Genomic DNA, 18454 nt, shown 5'->3' on the forward strand with positions numbered 1-18454 from the left:
CAACAATATCGGAAGGGGATTGTCATGACGAAGATGACCAGGCGAGCCTTCGGCATCGGGGCCGGCACCGCGGCTGCTTCCTTGGCAGCCGGATTTCCGGCGTTCGCGCAAGAGACGACGATCGTCGTCAACGGCTCCGGCGGAGCCTTGGCGACGATGATCACCAAGATCTTCGAGGAGCCCTTCACCAAGGAAACCGGGATCAAGGTCAAGCCGACGGCGCCGGTCAGCCTTCCGAAGCTCAAGGCGATGGTCGAATCCGGCAATGTCGAGTGGGACCTGACCGAACTCAACGGCGACGACGTCGTCACCGCCACCAAGGCCGGCTGGCTGATGCCGATCGACTACGCGATCATCGACCCCGACAACAAGCTGCCGGCCATCGCAAAGCAGCCGACGGCGATGGTGCGCGCCTCCTACTCGACGGTGATGGCGTTCCGGACCGACAAGTTCGGCCAAGGCAAGGCCCCGCAATCCTGGGCCGATTTCTGGGATGTGAAGGCTTTCCCGGGGCCGCGCTCCCTGGAGAACTCGCCGAAGGGCAATCTTGAATTCGCCCTGCTCGCCGATGGCGTCGCGCCCGACAAGCTCTACCCGATCGACGTCGACCGCGCCTTCAGGAAGCTCGACCAGCTGAAGAAGCACATTCCGGTCTGGTGGACGAACGGTGCCCAGCATGTGCAGCTGCTCATCGATGGCGAGGTCAACCTGACCTCCTGCTGGAACGGCCGGATCACGCCGCTGAAGAACGAAGGCAAGCCGGTCGACATCACCTTCAAGGGCGGCGCCCTGATGCTGTCCTATCTGGGCATCCCGAAGGGGGCGCGTCATCCCAGGGAAGCGATGCGGTTCATGAAGTTCCGGATGGACCCGGTCGCCTCGGCCGCCTTCGTCAAGCAGGTGCCTTACCCCGGCTTCGTGCCGGGCATGACCGAGCTGCTGGAGCCCGCCTTCGCGGCGACCTTGCCGACATCGCCGGAGAACGCCGCCGTGCAGTTCGAGTTCAACAGCGCCTGGTGGGCCGAGAACATCGATGCCATCACCACCCGCTGGAACGAATGGCTGCTGATCTGACCCCCGAACTTGCCCCGAGTTCGACCTGATCCGACTCCGGCCCAGGCAGACCGCCTGGCCTCGCGAAAGTCTGCCGTCGCCATGCGCATCCGATGGACGAAAACCCTTCTGCTTCTGGCACCGGCGACGGTGCTGGCGGCGATCCTTTTCGTCTATCCGGTATTCGGCGTCCTTACCCTGACGGTGCATGACGGAACGTCGTTTACCACCGAGCCGGTGCGGCAGATCTACTCGTCGCAGCTGTCGATCATCGTTCTGCAACGGACCTTCGTCACGGCCGCGACCGTGACGGCGATCTGCCTCATGATGGGCTACCCCATGGCCTATTTCATGGCGGGGCTCGCCCCGCGCAAACGCGTGATGGCGACCTATCTGATCCTGCTGCCATTCTGGATCAGCATCCTCATCCGGACCTATACTTGGATCATACTTCTCGGTCGCGAGGGCGTCGTGAACAAGGCGCTCTCGGCCCTCGGCCTCACGGGCGAGCCGATCCAGCTGCTCTACACGCCGGTCGCCGTGCATGTTGGCATGGTCCAGATCCTCCTGCCTATCGTGGTGCTGACCTGCCTGACCTCGATCCTCGATGTCGAGCGGGATCTGGTGAAGGCAGCCCGTTCGCTCGGCGCGACGCCGCGTCAGGCCTTCTGGAAAGTCGTGTTCCCGCTCAGCGTCAGCGGTGCCGCGACCGGCGGCATCATCTGTTTCATCCTCTGCCTCGGCTTCTACGTCACGCCGACGCTGCTTGGCGGGCGCACGAGCATTCTGATCGCCAATCTGATCGACCTGCAGGTGCACAAGACCCTGAAATGGGATCTGGCGGCGGTGATGGCCTCGGCATTGCTGCTCGCCACTTTCGCCTGCCTGCTGGTCTATTGGGGCCTGACCCGCAAGCGCTCGGAATTCGCGACGGGCGGGCTCGCCCGATGACCCGCATCGTCCTGGCCGTCTACTTCGCTATCGTCACCGGCTTCCTGCTGCTGCCGCTGATCTTTCTCGTGCCGATCTCGCTGACGGACAGTCAGTTCCTCGAATTTCCGCCGACATCGCTCTCGCTGCGCTGGTACCGCGAGTTCTTCACGGACCAGAGCTGGCTCGATGCGACGCTGGTTAGCCTGAAGATCGGCGTCGGCGCGACAATCCTCAGCCTGTTGTTCGGCACGCTGGCGGCGATTGCGCTGGTCCGCGCCGACTTCGCGGCGAAGGGCGTGCTGACGGCGCTCTTCATCGCGCCGCTCATCATCCCCTCGGTGGTGCTGGCGCTGGCGCTTTACATCGTTTTCCTGCGCTGGCGCCTTGTGAACAACATCTATGCGCTGACGCTCGCCCACGCGCTTATCGCGATGCCCTACGTCGTGATGATCGTCGCCGGGAGCCTGCGCCGCTTCGACATGACGATCGAACGAGCCGCACGAATCCTTGGTGCCGGCCCGGTCAGGGCCTTCGTCCATACGGCGCTGCCCTTCCTGGCGCCGGCGATGTTCGCATCGGCGATCCTCGCCTTCTTCGCCTCCTTCGACGAGCTGATCATAACGCTCTTCATCTCCGGCGGGCTGCAGACGCTCCCGGTCCGCATCTGGAACGATCTCAGCCTCAAGCTCGATCCCACCGTGCCGGCCGTAGCCGTCATGCTGACGCTGATCAGCATCGTCGGCATGTCGATCGGCGAGATCGTCCGGCGCCGCAACGAACTCCGATACCAGACACATTCCGTACCCGAGGCCTGACATGCAGCAAGCCCTAAGCGAAACGCGCGACTGGTCGCAGCTCCAGCCCCTCGTCGAGCGGATGCGCAGCAATATCGAGGCGACGGCCCTGCCGCGAAACCTCGGCGCCTTCGTCGACGAGCGTGCCGCGACCTGCGGCTACCAGACGCTGTGGACCTTCTTCGAACAGGAAGAAGGCGGGGTGGCGAGCTATGCGCAGGCCAAGGCCGCGATCGACCGGACCGCGGCCGGCCTCCATGCCGCGGGAGTGCGGATGGGCACGCATGTCGCAGTGATGCTGCCGAACATCCCCGAATTCCCCGTTACATGGCTGGCGCTCGCCAGGCTCGGCGCCGTCATGGTGCCGGTCAATATCGGCTATACCGGGCGCGAGCTCGATTATGTCCTGACGGATTCGCAGGCCGCCCATCTGGTCGTCCATGCCAGCTGCCTGCCGGCCTACGAGGCACTGGGAGATGCGGCGCCGTTGCCGAAAGCGGCGGTCTTCCTTATCGGCGACGACGCAGCCGCCGGCGCCGATGGTTATGCACGGATCGACGCGAACGCTGCTTCGCTTCCGCCCGACCTTCCTCAGCCGGAGCTCGATGACCTCGTCAACATCCAGTACACCTCCGGGACGACTGGTTTCCCGAAAGGCTGCATGCTGACGCATCGCTACTGGCTCACCATATCGCTGGTGGCGGCGATGCGCGGCGGCGAGACCGAGAACCCGAAGAACATACTGGCCGCGCAGCCGTTCTTCTACATGGACCCGCAATGGCTGACCTTGATGGCGATGCGGGTCGGCGGGCAAATCTTCGTCGCACGCCGCGCGAGCGCAACCCGTTTCCTGGACTGGGTCCGCCGCTACCGCATCCATTATTGCCTGTTCCCCGAGATCATCTACCAGCAGCCGCCCGGCCCGCTCGATGCGGAAAACGAGCTGAAGCGGGTCTCGATCTTCGGATTCAACAAGGAGTTCCACGCCGATTTCGAGCGCCGCTTCGGGACGGTGGCGCGTGAGTCCTTCGGCATGACCGAGGTCGGATCGGCGCTGTTCCTGCCGAGAGAGGCCTATCACATGATCGGCTCGGGCTCCTGCGGCATGGTCGCGCCGTTTCGTGAGGCGCAAATCACCGACCCCGACGGCAACGTCGTGCCGGATGGTGAGATCGGCGAGCTTTGCATTCGCGGCCCTGGCATCATGCAGGGCTATTATCGCAAGCCGGACGCGAACCACGCAGCCTTCCGCGGCGACTGGTTTCGCACGGGCGACCTGTTCTGGCGCGACGCGCAGGGCTTCCACTACATCGTTGGCCGGCTCAAGGACATGATCAGGAGAAGCGGCGAGAACATTGCCGCGCGCGAGGTCGAAGCCGCCCTGGCCGAGATGCCCGAGGTACTCGAGGCTGCCGTCGTCGGCGTCAAGGATCCCGCACGTGGCGAAGAGGTGAAAGCCTATGTCGTCCTGCAGCCCGGCGTCTCGGCGTCGCAGGCCTCTCCCGAGAGGATCTTCGCGCACTGCAAGTCCCGCCTCGCGCCCTTCAAGACGCCGCGTTACCTCGAGTATCGCGAGGCGCTGCCGAAGACGCCCTCCGAAAAAATCGCCAAGCAGAAGCTGATTGCCGAGAAGCCCGACCTGCGCGCCGGCAGCTTCGATCGCGTCACCAATCAGTGGCTCTGAGATCCACAAGAGGAACTGACACATGCCTTTCGAATATGAGCGCCGCGGCAAGATCGGCTATTTTACCATCCGGAACGGATCGGTGAATCCGATGACGCCGTCCATGCACAAGCAGTTCTATCATATGATGCTCGAGTTCCTCGCCGATGACGAGGTGCGGGTCGGCATTCTTCAGGGAGCCGGAGACCGCGCCTTCTCGGCCGGCGACGACATCAAGAACGACTACGCCAAGTTTGCCACGCCGATGGACGAGCTCACCTATTATCTGGCGCCCAAGCACCGCGTCGCTGAAGGCGAGCCCGATACCTTCAGCTGGTCACGTGAGGTCCTGTCGCTCAACCGGTTCAAGCCGATCGTCGGTGCCGTGCGCGGCTATTGCTACGGCCAGGGCATGATCTATCTCAGCCACCTGACCGATATCCGGGTGGCGTCGGAGGATGCGAAGTTCGGCTTCCCCGAGATCGCCTACGGCATGGGGGGCGCAGGCGGTTCGACCCGGCTTTCCCATTTCCTCCCACATACCGTTGCGATGGAAATGCTTCTCACCGGAGATCCGCTGTCTGCGCAGGACGCCCTGCGGGCGAATCTGGTCAATGCGGTCGTACCGTCGGATCAGGTCCTGGCAAAAGCCGAGGAATACGCGGCGCGCATTGCACGGCACCCGCTTCTCGCATTGCGCGTCGAGATGGAAGCTTCGGTCCGCTGCATGGACATGTCGCGGCAGGATGCGCTGGACTACGTAAAGAACCTCTATCGCATGCAGCGACTTGCTTACAATGGCGAAGAAAAAGTTGAATCGTTTCTGTATAAAGAAAAGGAAAAAACTTGAAACCCGGCAGGTATATTCTCGATTCTGGGGTCGTTCAGCGCTCTCCGAGATGACTCCGATTTTGCAGATTGCTCTTGGAGATCCGAAGGGTCATGGATCCGCCGGATTTCCCTTGAGACTGAGTAGATCAAGGCCGCTGGCTAGCCAGGCTGATGCTCTAAGCTGCTGGACGCTCGCATTTAAGGGCATGCTGCTATGGGTCCGGCTGCGGAACGTCCGCTTCCGTGCCTTAGCTCAATGTCCGCTTCTGGCGTATTCCGAGCAACCGGGCGATTTCGCTCCTATCACCTAAGTCGTCGGCGGTGTGCCGTGGGTATGGAAGCTCTCGATTGTCTTGAGCCCCCAGGCTTGGCCCTTCTTCCGTTCGGTCTCCGTCCAGGTCACCGTCTGCCAGTCCGGATCGAGGATCAGCCTCGCCCCGGCATTGGCGATCTCGACGCGGTTGCCGGCCGGCTCGTAGACGTAGAGAAAGAAGGTCTGCTGGACGGCGTGTTTGTGCGGTCCGGTCTCAATGAAGACGCCGTTCTCCAGGAAGAGATCGGCCGCCTCCAAGATATGCTCGCGCTGATCCACGGCGTAGGTAACGTGGTGGAAGCGCCCGCGCGCGTTGGTGTGGTCGCGGGTATAGGCGATGTCGTAGCTCTTGTTGTTGACGGTGAACCAGCAGCCACCGACCTCGCCGGAATCCAGCACGATCTGCTCGGTGACGCGGCTGCCCAATGCCTTCGGCAGGAAGTCGCGGATCACCGCGACATCCTGCGCCAGGAGATTCAGGTGGTCGAGCCGGCGCACGGCGCAGCCGCGGCCATGGTTGCGTTGCGCCTGGTTCTTCAGCGCCGGACGCTCCGCTTCCGGCGCGACATACTTCTTCGTATCGAAATAGATCTCGAAGATGTGGTCGTCGGGATCGCGGAAGCGATAGGCCCGGCCGTGGCCGAGATCGCCCTCGACCCAGCCGATGCCCGCCCCCAGCGCCTCGATCGCCGCGACGCGCCTGAGCAACGCCGCCTCGCTCGTCGCACGGTAGCCGATATGGCCGACGCCGGTGCGGTTCGAGGCCGTCAGCTTCAGCGTGTGGAACTCGTAATCGTCCCAGGCACGCAGATAGACCGAGGCACCATCGCGGCCGCTCTCCGTCAGCCCGTAGATATTGACGAAGAAGTCGAGGCTCGCCTCGGGCTTGTCCGTAAAGAGTTCGACATGGCCAAGATGCGCAATGTCGAAGCAGGGCTCAGTGCTCATCCCCAGACTTCCTTCGCGACTTCGACGATGCGAGCGAGCTTCGCCCACTGTTCGTCTTCGGCCAGCACATTGCCTTCTTCGGTCGAGGCGAAGCCGCATTGCGGCGACAGGCAGAGCTGCTCGAGCGGGGCGAACTTCGCGGCTTCCTCGATGCGGCGCTTGAGATTGTCCTTGCTCTCGACCGTGCCGAACTTGGAGGTGACGAGGCCGAGCACGACCTGCTTGTCGCCCTTCGGCAGGAAGCGCAGCGGCTCGAAGCCGCCGGAGCGGTCGTCGTCCCACTCCATGAAATAGCCGTCGACGTCGATCTGGTTGAAGACCATGTCGGCAACCGGCTCGTAGCCGCCCGAGGCGATGAAGGTCGACTTGAAGTTGCCGCGGCAGGTGTGGGTGGTGATCGCCATGTCGGCGGGCTTGGCCCTCAGCGCGGCGTTGAGCACGTCGCGATAGATGAAGATCAGCTTGTCGGGGTCGTCGCCACGGTCGGCCAGCATCTTCCGCTGCTCGGGGTCGCAGAAATAGGAGAGGCTGGTGTCGTCGAGCTGCAGATAGCGGCAGCCGGCATCGTAGAAGGCCTTGATCGCCTTGGCGTAGGCCTTGCCGAGGTCGTCGTAGTAATCCTCCATCTTCAGATAGGCGCTCGGATCGATCGCCTTCCGGCCGCCGCGATAGTGCAGCATGGAGGGGCTCGGGATCGTCATCTTCGGCACCCGGCTGGTCACCGAGGCCAGGAACCTGAAATGCGCCAGATGCGGATGGTTGGCCGGGAAGTCGAGCTTCCCGGTCACGCGGATGCCGTGCCCCTTCGTGGCGACGCCCTTGAACTGGATCCCCGCGTCAGTCTCGAAGGTGGTGACGCCGGCCAGGCCGTCGAGGAAGTCGAAATGCCAGAAGGCGCGGCGATATTCGCCGTCGGTGACCGCCTGCAGCCCGACCTCCTCCTGCTTGCGGACGAGCTTCCTGATCTCCTCATCCTCGATCTGGGCAAGCTCGGCATGGCTCATCTCGCCGGCAGCGACCTTGGCGCGCGCATCCTTGACTGGCGCGCTGCGCAGCAGGCTTCCGACCATGTCGCCCCGGAATGGCGGCTTTTGTCTGAGGGTCATATCGTGTCCTCCCGTTCTTGATTGTCAGGCCGCGGCGGCGAGGCCGAGGTGATGTTCGAGCCGCTCCGGCTCGGCGAGCAGCGTGGCGCTCGAATCGGCAAGCACGACGCGGCCGCGTTCGAGCACGATCGCGTCGTCGGTCAGTTCAAGGATCTTGCAGGCGTGCTGTTCGATGACGATGGCTGCGAGCCCCTCCTCGCGGAACAGCGTCTTCAACGCCTTCAGCAGCTCCTCGACGATGATCGGCGCCAGCCCTTCGGTCGGCTCGTCGAGCAGGAGCAGCTTCGGATTGAGCATCAGAGCGCGACCGATCGCCAGCATCTGCTGCTCGCCGCCGGAGAGCTGGTTGCCGAGATTGGCCTTGCGCTCGGCCAGGCGGGGGAACATGCGGAAAACACGCGCGGCGTCCCATGGTCCCGGCCGGGCGACGGCCGTCAGGTTCTCCAGCACGGTCAGCGACTTGAAGATGTTACGCTCTTGCGGCACCCAGCCGATGCCGGCATGGGCCCTCTGCTCGGGCGTGGCCGCGGTGATGTCGCGACCCGCCAGCACAATCCGCCCGCCGCGGCGGCGCGTGACGCCGATAATGCTGTTGACCAGCGTCGTCTTGCCGACGCCGTTGCGGCCGAGCAAAGCGAGCGAACGCCCCTCCTCGAGATCGAGATCGATGTTGAAGAGCACAAGCGCCTCGCCGTAGCCGGCGCTCAGCTTCTCGATATGCAGCAGCTCAGACATGTGCGGCCTCGCCGAGATAAGCCTCGCGCACGGCGCGGTCCCGCGCCATCTCCTCCGGCGTGCCCTCCGCCAGCACGCGGCCGTTGACCAGCACGGTGATGCGCGTCGCGAAGCGGAAGACGAGGTCCATGTCGTGCTCGATCAGCAGTACGGAGACATCCTCCGGCAGTGCGGCGACCGTGCTCATCAGTGCCCGCCGCTCCGCCTCCGGCACGCCCGCCGCCGGCTCATCGAGCAAGAGCACGCTGGGCCTGGCGGCAAAGGCGGCCGCGATCTCGATCTGACGCTGCTTGCCATAGGGCAGCGTCGCGATGCGCTGGTCCATGATGTCGTCCAGTCGGAAGCGCGACAGGATCTCGGCGGTCTCGGCGACGAGCGCAGGATCGCGGTCGAGGGCGTGGAAGGCTCGCCCGCCGCGCCCCAACCGCTCCGAGGTGACGAGCGCGATCATCTCCAGCGGTGTCATGCTGGCGAAGAGCTGATTGATCTGGAAGGTGCGGGCAAGCCCGCGCCGGACCCGCGCCTCGCGCGACAGCCCTGTGATGTCCTCGCCCATCAGCGCGATACGACCTCCGCTGGGCTTGAGCACACCGGTGAGCTGGTTGACGAAGGTCGTCTTGCCGGCGCCGTTCGGGCCGATCAGGGCGTGGCGGGCGCCGCGCTGGAGCGTAAAATCGACATGGTCGGTGGCGGTGATGCCGCCGAAGCTCTTGTGGAGGTCGAAGGTCCGGAGCGCGACGGAGGTCATCCTGCCCGTCCCCTGCCAAGCCCTTTGCCGAGGCGCGCGAAGCGCCCCGCCACCGTCTTCATCGCGCCGTGGATCAGCTCGCGTCCACCGAGCACGAAGAGCACCAGGAACAGCCCGATCCAGAACATCCAGTATTGCGGAGTGAAGGTCGCGATCACGTCCTGCAGCAGCTTGAAAGCAACCGCGCCGATGAGCCCGCCATAGAGATAGCCGGCGCCGCCGATGATGAGCACGAGCATCAGATCGGCGGAGCGGTGAAAGTCGAGCACGTCGAGCGAGACGAACTGCGTGGTCTGCGCCAGCAGCGCGCCGCCCGCCCCGGCATAGGCCGCAGCCAGGGCATAGACTGCCGCGAGGCGCTTCCCGTTCGGTACGCCCGAGGCAGAGGCGCGCAGCGGGTTGTCGCGGATGGCGCGCAGGCTCAGGCCGAAGGGAGAGTTCGTCACCCGCCGCGCGACGAGGAAAAGCACGAACAATACCGAGAGCGAGTAGAGATAGGCGGTGCGGCCAAAGAGATCAAAATCGAACAGACCGAGCACCGGGCCCATCATGATGCCCTGCAGGCCGTCGGCACCGCCTGTCAGCGATCCGAAGGAGTTCGCCAGCTCATAGAGGATGAGTGCGACGCCGAGCGTGATCATGAGACGGGTGAGATCCGTGCCGCGCAGCACCAGCGGGCTGGTGACGAGTCCGAGCAGCCCGGCCGCCGCCATGCCGACGCCCAGGCCCGCCAGCGGATCGGCCGTGACATGCTTGGCAAACAGCCCCGCCGTATAGGCGCCCATGCCGAGGAAGGCGGCATGGCCCAGCGAGACGATGCCGGCGAAACCCAGGATCAGATCGAGCGAGAGCGCGAAGAGCGCCAGGATCGCGATCTCGTTGAGCAGCAGCCATTGCCGCGGGAAGAGCACGGAGGCCGCAGCAGCCAGGAGCCAGAAGGCGATCTCGGCCGGGTGCCAGCGCCGCGCCTCCAGGAGCGACTGCCGGACGCGTGTCTCGAAGGCGGGCGCGGTCATGCTCTCGCCCTCGCGAAGAGCCCGTGCGGGCGCGTGATCAGCAGGACGACCATCAGAGCGTAGATGATGAAAGCACCGACTTGCGGCACGAAATACTTGCCGACGACATCTGCCACGCCGAGCAGCATCGCCGCGAAGAAGGGGCCGGTGATGCTGGAGGTGCCGCCGACCGTCACGACGATGAGGAAGTAGATCATGAATTTCAACGGAAATGTCGGGTCGAGACCCATCAGCTCGACGCCGAGCGCGCCGCCCAGACCGGCGAGGCCCGAGCCCAGCGCGAAGGTCAGTGCGAAGAGCCTATTGACCGGGATGCCGAGCCCGCGCGCCACCCGCGCATCGTCGACCGCCGCGCGCAGCCGGCTGCCGAAACGGGTGCGAGTGAAGCCCCATTGCAGCGAGACGGCGAGCAGACCGCAGATGACGATGACAAAGAGCCGGTAGCGGCCGATGCCAATGCCCGCGATCTCGAAGCGTCCCTGCAACCAGGCGGGAAGCCGGATGAACTGCTGGGTCGAGCCCATCAGCCAGTCAGTGCCGGCGACTGCCATGAAGACCAGCCCGATCGAGAACATCACCTGGTCGAGATGGCTCTTGGCATACATCGGCCGGTAGATCAGCCGCTCCAGAACGATCCCCACCAGCGCAGCCACGAGGAAGGCCAGCGGCAGGCTCGCCAGGAAAGGCAGGCCGAGCCGCTGCATCGCCAGGACGGCGACATAGCCGCCGAGCATCGCGAAGGCGCCGTGGGCGAGGTTGACGAAGTTCATCAACCCCATCGTCACGGACAGCCCGCAGCCGAGGACGAAGAGCACCATCCCATAGGCGATCCCGTCAAACAGGATGGTCAGCATGCGCCTGTAACCTCGCCGCGGCCTCTCGTGGTCGCTCGCGTCACTTGCGGGCCTTCACAGGGTCCTTGACGTCCTTGATCGTCGCGAATTCCACATTGTGGAGCTCCGGGCCGACCTTCTCGGTCTTGCGGACATAGATGTTCTGGATGATGTCGCGGGTGTCGGGGTCGATCTTGATCGGGCCACGCGGACTCTCCCAGGCAGCTCCCTTCATCGCCGCGATCAGCTTGTCGCCGCTGGCATCGCCCTTGGTCGCCTCAAGGGCCTTGGCGATCAGCTTCATGCCGTCAAAGCCGCCGACCGCCATGAAGTTCGGCCGCATTCCGGGATTGGCCTTCTGGAAGGCCTCGACGAAGGCCTTGTTCTCGGCGCTGTCGTGCTTGGCCGAATAATGGTGGGTGGTGATCGCGCCGATGGCGACGTCGCCGATACCTTCGAGGATATCGTCATCGACCACGTCGCCGGGTCCGATGAGCTTGACGCCGGCCTTGTCCAGGCCGCGCTCGACGAACTGCTTCATGAACTGAGCGCCGATACCCGACGGCACGAAGACGAACAGCGCGTCGGGCTTCGCTTCCGAGACGCGCTGCAGGAAGGGCGCGAAATCGGGGTTGCGCAGCGGCACCCGGACGCTCTCGACCGTGCCGCCCGCCGCCTTGAACTTGGCGGCGAAGGAGGTTTCGGCATCGATGCCCGGGCCGTAGTCGGTGACGACCGTGAAGACCTTCTTGATGCCGTTCGCCGCCGCCCAATCCGCCATCGGTTCGGAAGCCTGCGGCAGCGTGAAGGAGGTGCGCACGATGTACGGCGAGGCCTCGGTGATCGTGGCGGTCGCCGCCGCCATGACGATCTGCGGCACCTTCGCTTGCGTTGCGACCTGCGCGGTCGCCATGGCGAGCGGCGTCAGGCCAAAGCCCGCGAGCACCGAGACCTTGTCGTTGACGACCAGCTCCTGCGCCAGGCGGCGCGTCGTGTCGGCGTTGCCGGCATCGTCCTTGAGGATGACCTCGAGCTTGCGCCCGCCATGGGTGGCGCCTTCCTTGGCGAGGAAGAGCTTTACGGCAGCGTCGATCTGCTTGCCGGTCGAGGCGAAGGGGCCCGTCATCGGCAGGATCAGCCCGACCTTGACCGCCTCCTGCGCCAGCGCCGCGGCACTCGCCGATCCGGTGAGCGCGAGGCCGAGAATTCCACCCAGAATCGTCCTGCGATGCGTCATGCGTCGTTCCTCCCCGTTTCCTTCCTTGAGGGGCCCCTTGGCGAGGCTTCCGTTCATTCTTCGTCGCGATAGACGAGACCTGCTTTGGCGAGGCCTTCGCGCATAGCGTACATGTCCAGCCCGAGTTCGCCAGATGCGAGCCGCCGGCGCTTTTCCTCCTCGTTTGCCTCGCGCTTGCGAGCAACCGCAGCGACGGACTCCGCATCGAGCCGGGGCACCACGACGACGCCGTCATCGTCCGCGACGACCACGTCACCAGGATTGACGAGGGCGCCGGCGCAGACCACCGGCACGTTGACCGAGCCAAGCGTCGCCTTGACCGTGCCCTTGGCCGAGATGGCGCGGGACCAGACGGGAAAGCCCATCTCGGTCAGCACGCGCACATCGCGCACGCCCGCATCGGTGACGAGGCCTATGCCGCCGCGCGCCTTGAGCGACGTCGCGAGCAGGTCACCGAACATGCCGTCGGTGTTGTCGGTGGTGCAGGCGACGACGAGGACATCGCCGGGCTGCACCTGCTCGATCGCGACATGGATCATCCAGTTGTCGCCGGGCTGGGCGAGCACGGTGACGGCCCCTCCGGCGATCTGAGCGCCGGCATAGATCGGTCGCATGTACGGCTTCATCAGCCCGGCCCGCCCCATGGCCTCATGCGTGGTCGAGACGCCGAGCTCCTCCAGATCGGCCATCGCGGCAGCCGAGGCGCGCTTCTTCGTGCGAATGACGACGGGGTTCATGCCAGCGCCTCCAAAGCTTCCGGGAAGAGCCGCTGATAGGCTTCGCCATAGGTCATGGCCTTGCCGGAGTTGCGGCCGCCCTGCATGCCGCGGTTGAGCGCGACGCGGGTGTAGTATTCCCAGAGATGCTTCTGCGCGGCGAGTATCTCGAAGACCTTGCGCTTCTGCTCCCAGACCTCGTCGATGTTCAGGATGACGTTTGGCTTGAAGCCGCATTGTTCGGGCTGGTGCGGCTCGAACAGGAAGACCGGCGGCGCGGCATAGGCGCGGTCGGGATCGGGCTTATGCCCCGCGGCCTGCGCGATGATGCGCGCCTCCTGGGCGAACCGCGCCGCCTCGGGATGGTCGGCATTGTAGGGGTCTTCCAGCGCATGGGTCAGCACGAAGCTCGGATTGAGCTCGTGAAAGATATCGACGGTGCGGTCGAGCATTTCGGCCGTCGTCCGGAGCGGGTAATCTCCGGCATCCATGAACTCGATCTCGGCGCCGAGCAGCTCGGCGGCGGCCTGAGCCTCCTCCCGGCGCTGCGCCTTGACGTCCTCCATCCTGACGCCGGCCCTCTTCCAGGCGAACTGGCTCTCGCCACGCTCGCCATAGGAGAGGCAGAGGATCTTCACGCGCATCCCGCGCTTGGCATGGAGTGCAATGGCTCCGCCCGCACGCCAGACGAAATCGCCCGGATGGGCCGTGATCACAAGACCTGTCTTCTGCTGGCCCGACATCGTCGCTCAGCCCTCCATCTTTCTCATTCTGTTGCCTGGCGGGCGCCGTCATAGGCGACCAGCACATGGGCCGGCACGAAGGCCTTACCCTCCATCAGAATGCGCGCGGTGCGCAGCAGCCCCGCCCGCTCGACCACCGGCTCCTCTGCCGTCCCGCCGACCGTCAGCGTCACCGTGAACTCGCCCGTCGGATGCTCGACCGAGAGCGAGCGCTCGCGGCCTGGCGGCATCTGCGCGACCGAGGCCGCAGGCGAGCCCGGCAGCACGGCGGCCGTCGCCACCGTCACCGCAGCGAAGACGCCGATCGAGGCGTGGCACTCATGCGGGATGAAGCTGCGCGTGCAGATGGCGCCGCCAGCCCGCGGCGGCGCGACAAGCGCGATCTTGGGCACGACCTTCTTCGCGACATCTCCGAGATTCATCAGTGGCCCGGCGGCGAGCCGAATACGCTCGATGCGCGCCTTCAGCTCGATGTCCTTGTCGAGCTCGTCGCGCGGTTCATAGCCGGTGCGTCCGACATCGGCGGCGCGCATGACGATGACCGGCATGCCGTTGTCGATCAAAGTGCAGGGCACGCCCTCGACGACATCAACGACATTACCTGTCGGCAGCAGCGCGCCGCAGACCGAGCCTTCGGCATCGAGGAAGCCGATATCGATCGGGGCGGAGGTGCCCGGCACGCCGTCGATGCGGGCACCGCCCTCGGCGCTCGCCTGCCCCTCCGGCGTCTCCATGGATAGGTCGGCGATGGTGCCGGTGTTGATCGTGCGAACGCGAACCGGGCTGCGCGCGCCGCTCGCCTTGACCAATCCGCGCGCCAGAGCGAACGGCCCGACACCGGCAAGGATGTTGCCGCAATTCGGCGTGGTATCGACTTGCGCCGCTTCAATACCGACCTGCGCGAACAGGAAATCGATGTCGCAGCCTGGCTCGCTCGATTTCGAGACGATTGCGACCTTGCTGGTCAGCGGGTGGGCGCCACCGAGCCCGTCGACCTGCCGCTTGTCGGGCGAACCCATCACCGCGAGCAGGAAGGCATCGCGCGCGGCGACGTCCGTCGGCAGGTCGTCACGCAGGAAGTAGGCCCCTTTGGAGGTGCCGCCTCGGATCAGCATGCAAGGAACGGCGATCTGCCCCATGGCCTCACTCCGCCGTCGCCTTGATGCCGGCGCGAGTGATGACATCGCGCCAGAGAGCAAGCTCCGAAGAAATCAGCGTGCCGAAGCCATCCGGCGTTTCAGGTCGAGCGATAGCGCCGTCGCGGGCCAGCGCCGCGGCGAAGTCAGGCTGACCGAGCAGCGCGTTGATCTCCCGGTTGAGCCGGTCGACGATGGCACGCGAGGTCCGCGCCGGCGCGACCAGGCCATACCATTGCACCGCTTCGAAATCGGGCAACCCGCCTTCCGAGAGCGTCGGCAGATCGGGAGCGAAGCCGACACGCTCGCGGCTGGCGACGCCGAGCACACGGAGCTGCCCACCTTCCGCCAGCGGCAGCACCGCTGGCCCGCCAGTCAGCGTGAACTGGACATTGCCGGCGACGAGATCGTTCACGGAAGGCGCCGTGCCGCGATAGGGCACATGCACCGCGTCGATGCCCGCACGATAAGTCAGATAGGCGGTAGCGATATGGGCGGCGCTGCCCTGGCCGCCGGAACTGAAGTTCAGCTTGCCGGGATTGGCCTTGGCATAGGCGATGAACTCGCCCAGCGTCTTGGCCGGCAGCTTCGGATTGATCGCCAGGATGTTCGGAACCATGGCGACCAGCGCGACCGGCTGAAAATCCTTGATCGGATCATAGGGCACGTTGGGGTAGAGCGAGGGCGCAAAGGCCAGCGTGCCGATATGGCCCATCATCAGAGTGTGGCCATCGGGCTCGGATCTCGCGACCTGGCCGGCGGCCGTCATGCCGCCCGCGCCTGGCCGGTTCTCGATGATAAAGCCTTTGCCCGGAATGGCCTGTTCGAGCTTCGCGGCGATCAGCCGGGCGAGCACATCGGTGCTGCCACCCGGCGTGAAGGGCACGACGATGCGGATGACCTGGCTCGGCCATTCGGCCCGGGCCGGTGTCGGCGCGAAGCCAGATAGTGCGGCCGTGCCGAAACCAGAGAGAATGGAGCGGCGATCAAGCTGCATCAGGCGCCTCCCTTGCGGCGTGCCCCACGCAATTGCGCTGCAGCAACGGCACTGGCGAGGCCGGGCTCCAACCCCGCGGCGGCGAGCATCTCGGCCGCCTCGCGCATCTCGGCCGAACGCCGGATGCCATGGGTCGCGACGCGCTCGCGCATGTCCGCCGCGAGAGCGTGGAAATCGATCGAGGGGAACGTCGCGTGCAGGCTGGCGAAGACGGGGTCCTTGACGTCCCAGGCATCGCAGGCGGCGGCGCAATCCACCATCAGCGCCTCGAGCCCCTTGATGACGATGCTGCGGCAGAGCTTCATGGCCGAGGCGCGGCCGAACTGCTCGGAAACCGGTGTCAGATTCATGCCGAGCGCATTGAGCGTCGCAGATGCGGCCTCGGCCTTCGGGCCGCCGGCGAGGATCGCGACGTCGAGCCCGGGCTTCAGCACCGGCGCCATCACCGCCGCCTCGACGTAATCGGCGCCGCTGGCCTGCACCACCTGCGCGGCGCGCTGCTTGGTCGAGGGCGCGGCCGAGTTGACGTCGACGAAGATCTGGCCGGACCTCAGCCAGTTCGCAGCTTCGATGGCAACCTCTTCGGCGCGATCGGCGGTAACCGCCGAGAAGACGAAGGAGGCTTGCGAACACGCCTCGGCTGCGGAGCTGCCACAGCTAACCCCGATCTGTTGTGCCGCATCCTCCAGCCGCCGACCGGAATGGCCGCCGAACAGGAGATCATAGGCCCGAATGCCCGTCGCGCCGTTGGCCAGGAGGCCGCGTGAAAACGTCTGTCCGACCTCGCCGAAGCCGATGAACGCGATCGCCGCCGGTGCTGAACCAGCCATCGTCGCCACTCCTTGTGCGTTTCTTCCCGCAGCAAGGGTGGGATAAGATCATTGCCTCATCAAATGATAAGATTGCAGCGATTAGGCAATTTAATTCATCAATCAGGACGCGCGATGCTGCGCTTGAGCGAGGCGCTCAGCAACGAAAGCAGATCGCGTGTCGCGGGGCGCAAGGGCACCGTCTTTCGCGTGATGATGCCCAATGTCCGGGTAATGGACGGCGCTCGAAGGGGAATCGCGACCAGCCCGCCGGCATCGACCACATCGAGGGCGAGCTGTGGGACGATGGCATAGCCGATGCTGGATCGCACAAGGCTGACCGCAGTGACGACGCGTTGCACTTCGTAGCGCCAGGTCAATGTCTCGCGACGTGAGCCCAGCGCATCGTCGATGAGGATGCGGTTGCCCGTCTCGGCGCTGATGCGGACAAGCGGCTCGCCCTGAAGCTGGGCCCAGGTAAGCGAAGTTGCTTGCGCGAGCGGCATGTCGCGATGGCTGACGAGCACGAAAGGCTCCTTGACCACCGGTTTGAGCTCAAGGTCCCAGCGGTTCGCGGCGACAATGGTCACCCCGAACTCCGCTTCCCCGGATTGCACCTTGTCGGCGATCTCCGCTGCGGAATTGTCATGCACCCGTACACCCAGGCCCGGATGGCGCTTGGCGAAAGCCGCGATGACGGAAGGCATGCAGTGGGCGGCGACGGTCGGCAGACAACCTACGGAAACCTCCGTGTCGCGCTCGCGGACCTCAACCTTTACCTCGTCGATAGCGGATCCGAGATCCTCGAAGATCCGTCGCGCGCGCGGCAACAGCGTGGTTCCGGCCGCCGTCAGCGAGACCTGCCGCGTCGTCCTCAAGAAGAGCGGCGTTCCGAGCGCTTCCTCAAGCTTGCGGACACGATGACTCAGCGCTGTCTGCGACAGGTTGAGATGTGATGCGGCAGCCCGGAAGCTGCCGCGTTCGGCAATGCTGATGAAGGCTTGAAGCCCAAGGATGTCGGCGCGCATGCATTTTGCTAGCTGTGCCTGCCAACAAAAGCGACCGTTTTGATAGACGAGATCCGGGGGGCATCAGGCGCGTCGCATGCAAGGCGCGGCAGCCCGCAGCTCTGCGGAATGTCCGTTTCTGGGCAGAGCCTCAATGTCTGGTCATGGCGCACGCCAGAAGTCATCGAGCAAGATTGCTGCCGCCGTTCGACGATAAGATAGGGGAGAATTCATTCGCGTTCGGTCAGACATAAGAATCGAAATCAATGAGCAATAGCGATGTTAAACTGACATCGACGAGCGGCGAGCGACCGATGTCGCATGCGACAAGCTCGAGCAGATCGAGCGGCAGATCGATGCGTTGGTGTCCGCGCTCGCGGAAGGCATGAAGTCCACGAGCGTCGCGGCGCGGCTCGGCCTGCTCGAAGCTGAGCGCGAGACGCTCGCCGGACAGGCCACCTCAGAGCCGGAGCCGCCTGTTCGCATGCACCCCAATCTTGCGGGCCTGTACCGCAGGAAGGTCGAGGACGTTCGCGAGGCCTTGGCGGATGACGAGACGCGTACGGAGGCGCTGGATATTCTTCGGTCGCTGATCGAGGTCGTCCTTATCCACCCGATCGAGCGTGGCTACGAGATCGAGCTCGTCGGTGAGATCGCCAACATGGTTGCTGTCGCGGTGAGCGCCGACAACAAAGAAACCGTCCCTGGGAGGGCGATTCTCAATGCCGAAGAACTATGTTCGGTAAAGTTGGTTGCGGGGGCCTGAAACCACCGAGAGTTGCCTCAAGTGTTTGCTTCGAAGGCGAGCACCCGCTTCCGTGCAGCGCCAAGAAGCA

Annotated in this window: 19 protein-coding genes; 6 read left to right on the top strand and 13 right to left on the bottom strand. The window is 64.9% G+C overall.

Annotated elements, in window-relative coordinates:
• Window positions 1–24: 24 nt before the first annotated feature.
• From BoBH3_RS08775 to BoBH3_RS08795, 5 genes are all read left to right on the top strand, one after another.
• The gene (locus BoBH3_RS08775; protein WP_262330380.1) at window positions 25–1074 is read left to right on the top strand and encodes an ABC transporter substrate-binding protein; all 1050 of its coding nucleotides are present in this window, start codon (window positions 25–27) and stop codon (window positions 1072–1074) included.
• Window positions 1075–1155: 81 nt separating this feature from the next.
• Window positions 1156–2004, top strand: coding sequence for an ABC transporter permease (locus BoBH3_RS08780; protein WP_262330381.1), 849 nt, complete (start codon window positions 1156–1158; stop codon window positions 2002–2004).
• Window positions 2001–2801 (top strand): ABC transporter permease, encoded by an 801-nt coding sequence (locus BoBH3_RS08785; protein WP_262330382.1) that lies wholly within the window; start codon window positions 2001–2003, stop codon window positions 2799–2801. Before BoBH3_RS08780 ends, BoBH3_RS08785 begins: the two co-directional genes overlap by 4 nt.
• A 1-nt stretch (window position 2802) precedes the next feature.
• A complete protein-coding gene (locus BoBH3_RS08790) occupies window positions 2803–4464 on the top strand; it encodes an AMP-binding protein (RefSeq protein WP_262330383.1) in 1662 nt (553 codons plus the stop codon).
• Window positions 4465–4486: 22 nt separating this feature from the next.
• Window positions 4487–5293, top strand: a complete 807-nt coding sequence (locus BoBH3_RS08795; RefSeq protein ID WP_262330384.1) for an enoyl-CoA hydratase/isomerase family protein — start codon at window positions 4487–4489, stop codon at window positions 5291–5293.
• 288 nt (window positions 5294–5581) lie between these two features.
• Here BoBH3_RS08795 and BoBH3_RS08800 read toward each other — a convergent pair whose 3' ends face one another.
• The 13 genes from BoBH3_RS08800 to BoBH3_RS08860 form a co-directional block, all read right to left on the bottom strand.
• Window positions 5582–6535 carry a catechol 2,3-dioxygenase gene (locus BoBH3_RS08800; RefSeq protein WP_262330385.1) on the bottom strand — a complete coding sequence of 318 codons (954 nt, stop codon included), beginning with the start codon at window positions 6533–6535 and terminating at the stop codon, window positions 5582–5584.
• Window positions 6532–7641, bottom strand: coding sequence for a 5-methyltetrahydropteroyltriglutamate--homocysteine S-methyltransferase (locus BoBH3_RS08805; protein ID WP_262330386.1), 1110 nt, complete (start codon window positions 7639–7641; stop codon window positions 6532–6534). The genes BoBH3_RS08800 and BoBH3_RS08805 overlap by 4 nt, the downstream gene beginning before the upstream one ends.
• A 24-nt stretch (window positions 7642–7665) precedes the next feature.
• On the bottom strand, window positions 7666–8376 hold the full coding sequence (locus tag BoBH3_RS08810) for an ABC transporter ATP-binding protein (protein ID WP_262330387.1): 711 nt from the start codon (window positions 8374–8376) through the stop codon (window positions 7666–7668).
• Window positions 8369–9124 carry an ABC transporter ATP-binding protein gene (locus tag BoBH3_RS08815; protein ID WP_262330388.1) on the bottom strand — a complete coding sequence of 252 codons (756 nt, stop codon included), beginning with the start codon at window positions 9122–9124 and terminating at the stop codon, window positions 8369–8371. Before BoBH3_RS08815 ends, BoBH3_RS08810 begins: the two co-directional genes overlap by 8 nt.
• A complete protein-coding gene (locus BoBH3_RS08820; RefSeq protein ID WP_262330389.1) occupies window positions 9121–10140 on the bottom strand; it encodes a branched-chain amino acid ABC transporter permease in 1020 nt (339 codons plus the stop codon). The genes BoBH3_RS08815 and BoBH3_RS08820 overlap by 4 nt, the downstream gene beginning before the upstream one ends.
• The gene (locus tag BoBH3_RS08825) at window positions 10137–10994 is read right to left on the bottom strand and encodes a branched-chain amino acid ABC transporter permease (RefSeq protein WP_262330390.1); all 858 of its coding nucleotides are present in this window, start codon (window positions 10992–10994) and stop codon (window positions 10137–10139) included. Before BoBH3_RS08825 ends, BoBH3_RS08820 begins: the two co-directional genes overlap by 4 nt.
• A gap of 40 nt (window positions 10995–11034) precedes the next feature.
• Window positions 11035–12210 (bottom strand): ABC transporter substrate-binding protein, encoded by a 1176-nt coding sequence (locus tag BoBH3_RS08830; RefSeq protein WP_262330391.1) that lies wholly within the window; start codon window positions 12208–12210, stop codon window positions 11035–11037.
• A 53-nt stretch (window positions 12211–12263) separates the two neighbouring features.
• A complete protein-coding gene (locus BoBH3_RS08835; RefSeq protein ID WP_262330392.1) occupies window positions 12264–12947 on the bottom strand; it encodes a 4-carboxy-4-hydroxy-2-oxoadipate aldolase/oxaloacetate decarboxylase in 684 nt (227 codons plus the stop codon).
• A complete protein-coding gene (locus BoBH3_RS08840; RefSeq protein ID WP_262330393.1) occupies window positions 12944–13669 on the bottom strand; it encodes a PIG-L deacetylase family protein in 726 nt (241 codons plus the stop codon). Before BoBH3_RS08840 ends, BoBH3_RS08835 begins: the two co-directional genes overlap by 4 nt.
• Window positions 13670–13692: 23 nt before the next feature.
• Window positions 13693–14808 (bottom strand): 4-oxalomesaconate tautomerase, encoded by a 1116-nt coding sequence (locus BoBH3_RS08845; RefSeq protein ID WP_262330394.1) that lies wholly within the window; start codon window positions 14806–14808, stop codon window positions 13693–13695.
• Between the two features lie 4 nt (window positions 14809–14812).
• The gene (locus BoBH3_RS08850) at window positions 14813–15802 is read right to left on the bottom strand and encodes a Bug family tripartite tricarboxylate transporter substrate binding protein (protein WP_262330395.1); all 990 of its coding nucleotides are present in this window, start codon (window positions 15800–15802) and stop codon (window positions 14813–14815) included.
• Window positions 15802–16632, bottom strand: a complete 831-nt coding sequence (locus BoBH3_RS08855) for a DUF1932 domain-containing protein (protein WP_262330396.1) — start codon at window positions 16630–16632, stop codon at window positions 15802–15804. The genes BoBH3_RS08850 and BoBH3_RS08855 overlap by 1 nt, the downstream gene beginning before the upstream one ends.
• Window positions 16633–16730: 98 nt before the next feature.
• A complete protein-coding gene (locus tag BoBH3_RS08860; protein ID WP_262330397.1) occupies window positions 16731–17639 on the bottom strand; it encodes a LysR family transcriptional regulator in 909 nt (302 codons plus the stop codon).
• A gap of 343 nt (window positions 17640–17982) precedes the next feature.
• On the opposite strand from BoBH3_RS08860, the gene BoBH3_RS08865 reads away from it, so the two are divergent.
• Window positions 17983–18384: a hypothetical protein gene (locus BoBH3_RS08865; RefSeq protein WP_262330398.1), complete on the top strand. Its 402-nt coding sequence runs from the start codon at window positions 17983–17985 to the stop codon at window positions 18382–18384.
• Window positions 18385–18454: the final 70 nt, after the last annotated feature.

It is taken from the genome of Allobosea sp. BH3 (assembly GCF_025499465.1).
In the GTDB taxonomy this organism is placed as follows: Bacteria; Pseudomonadota; Alphaproteobacteria; order Rhizobiales; family Beijerinckiaceae; genus Allobosea.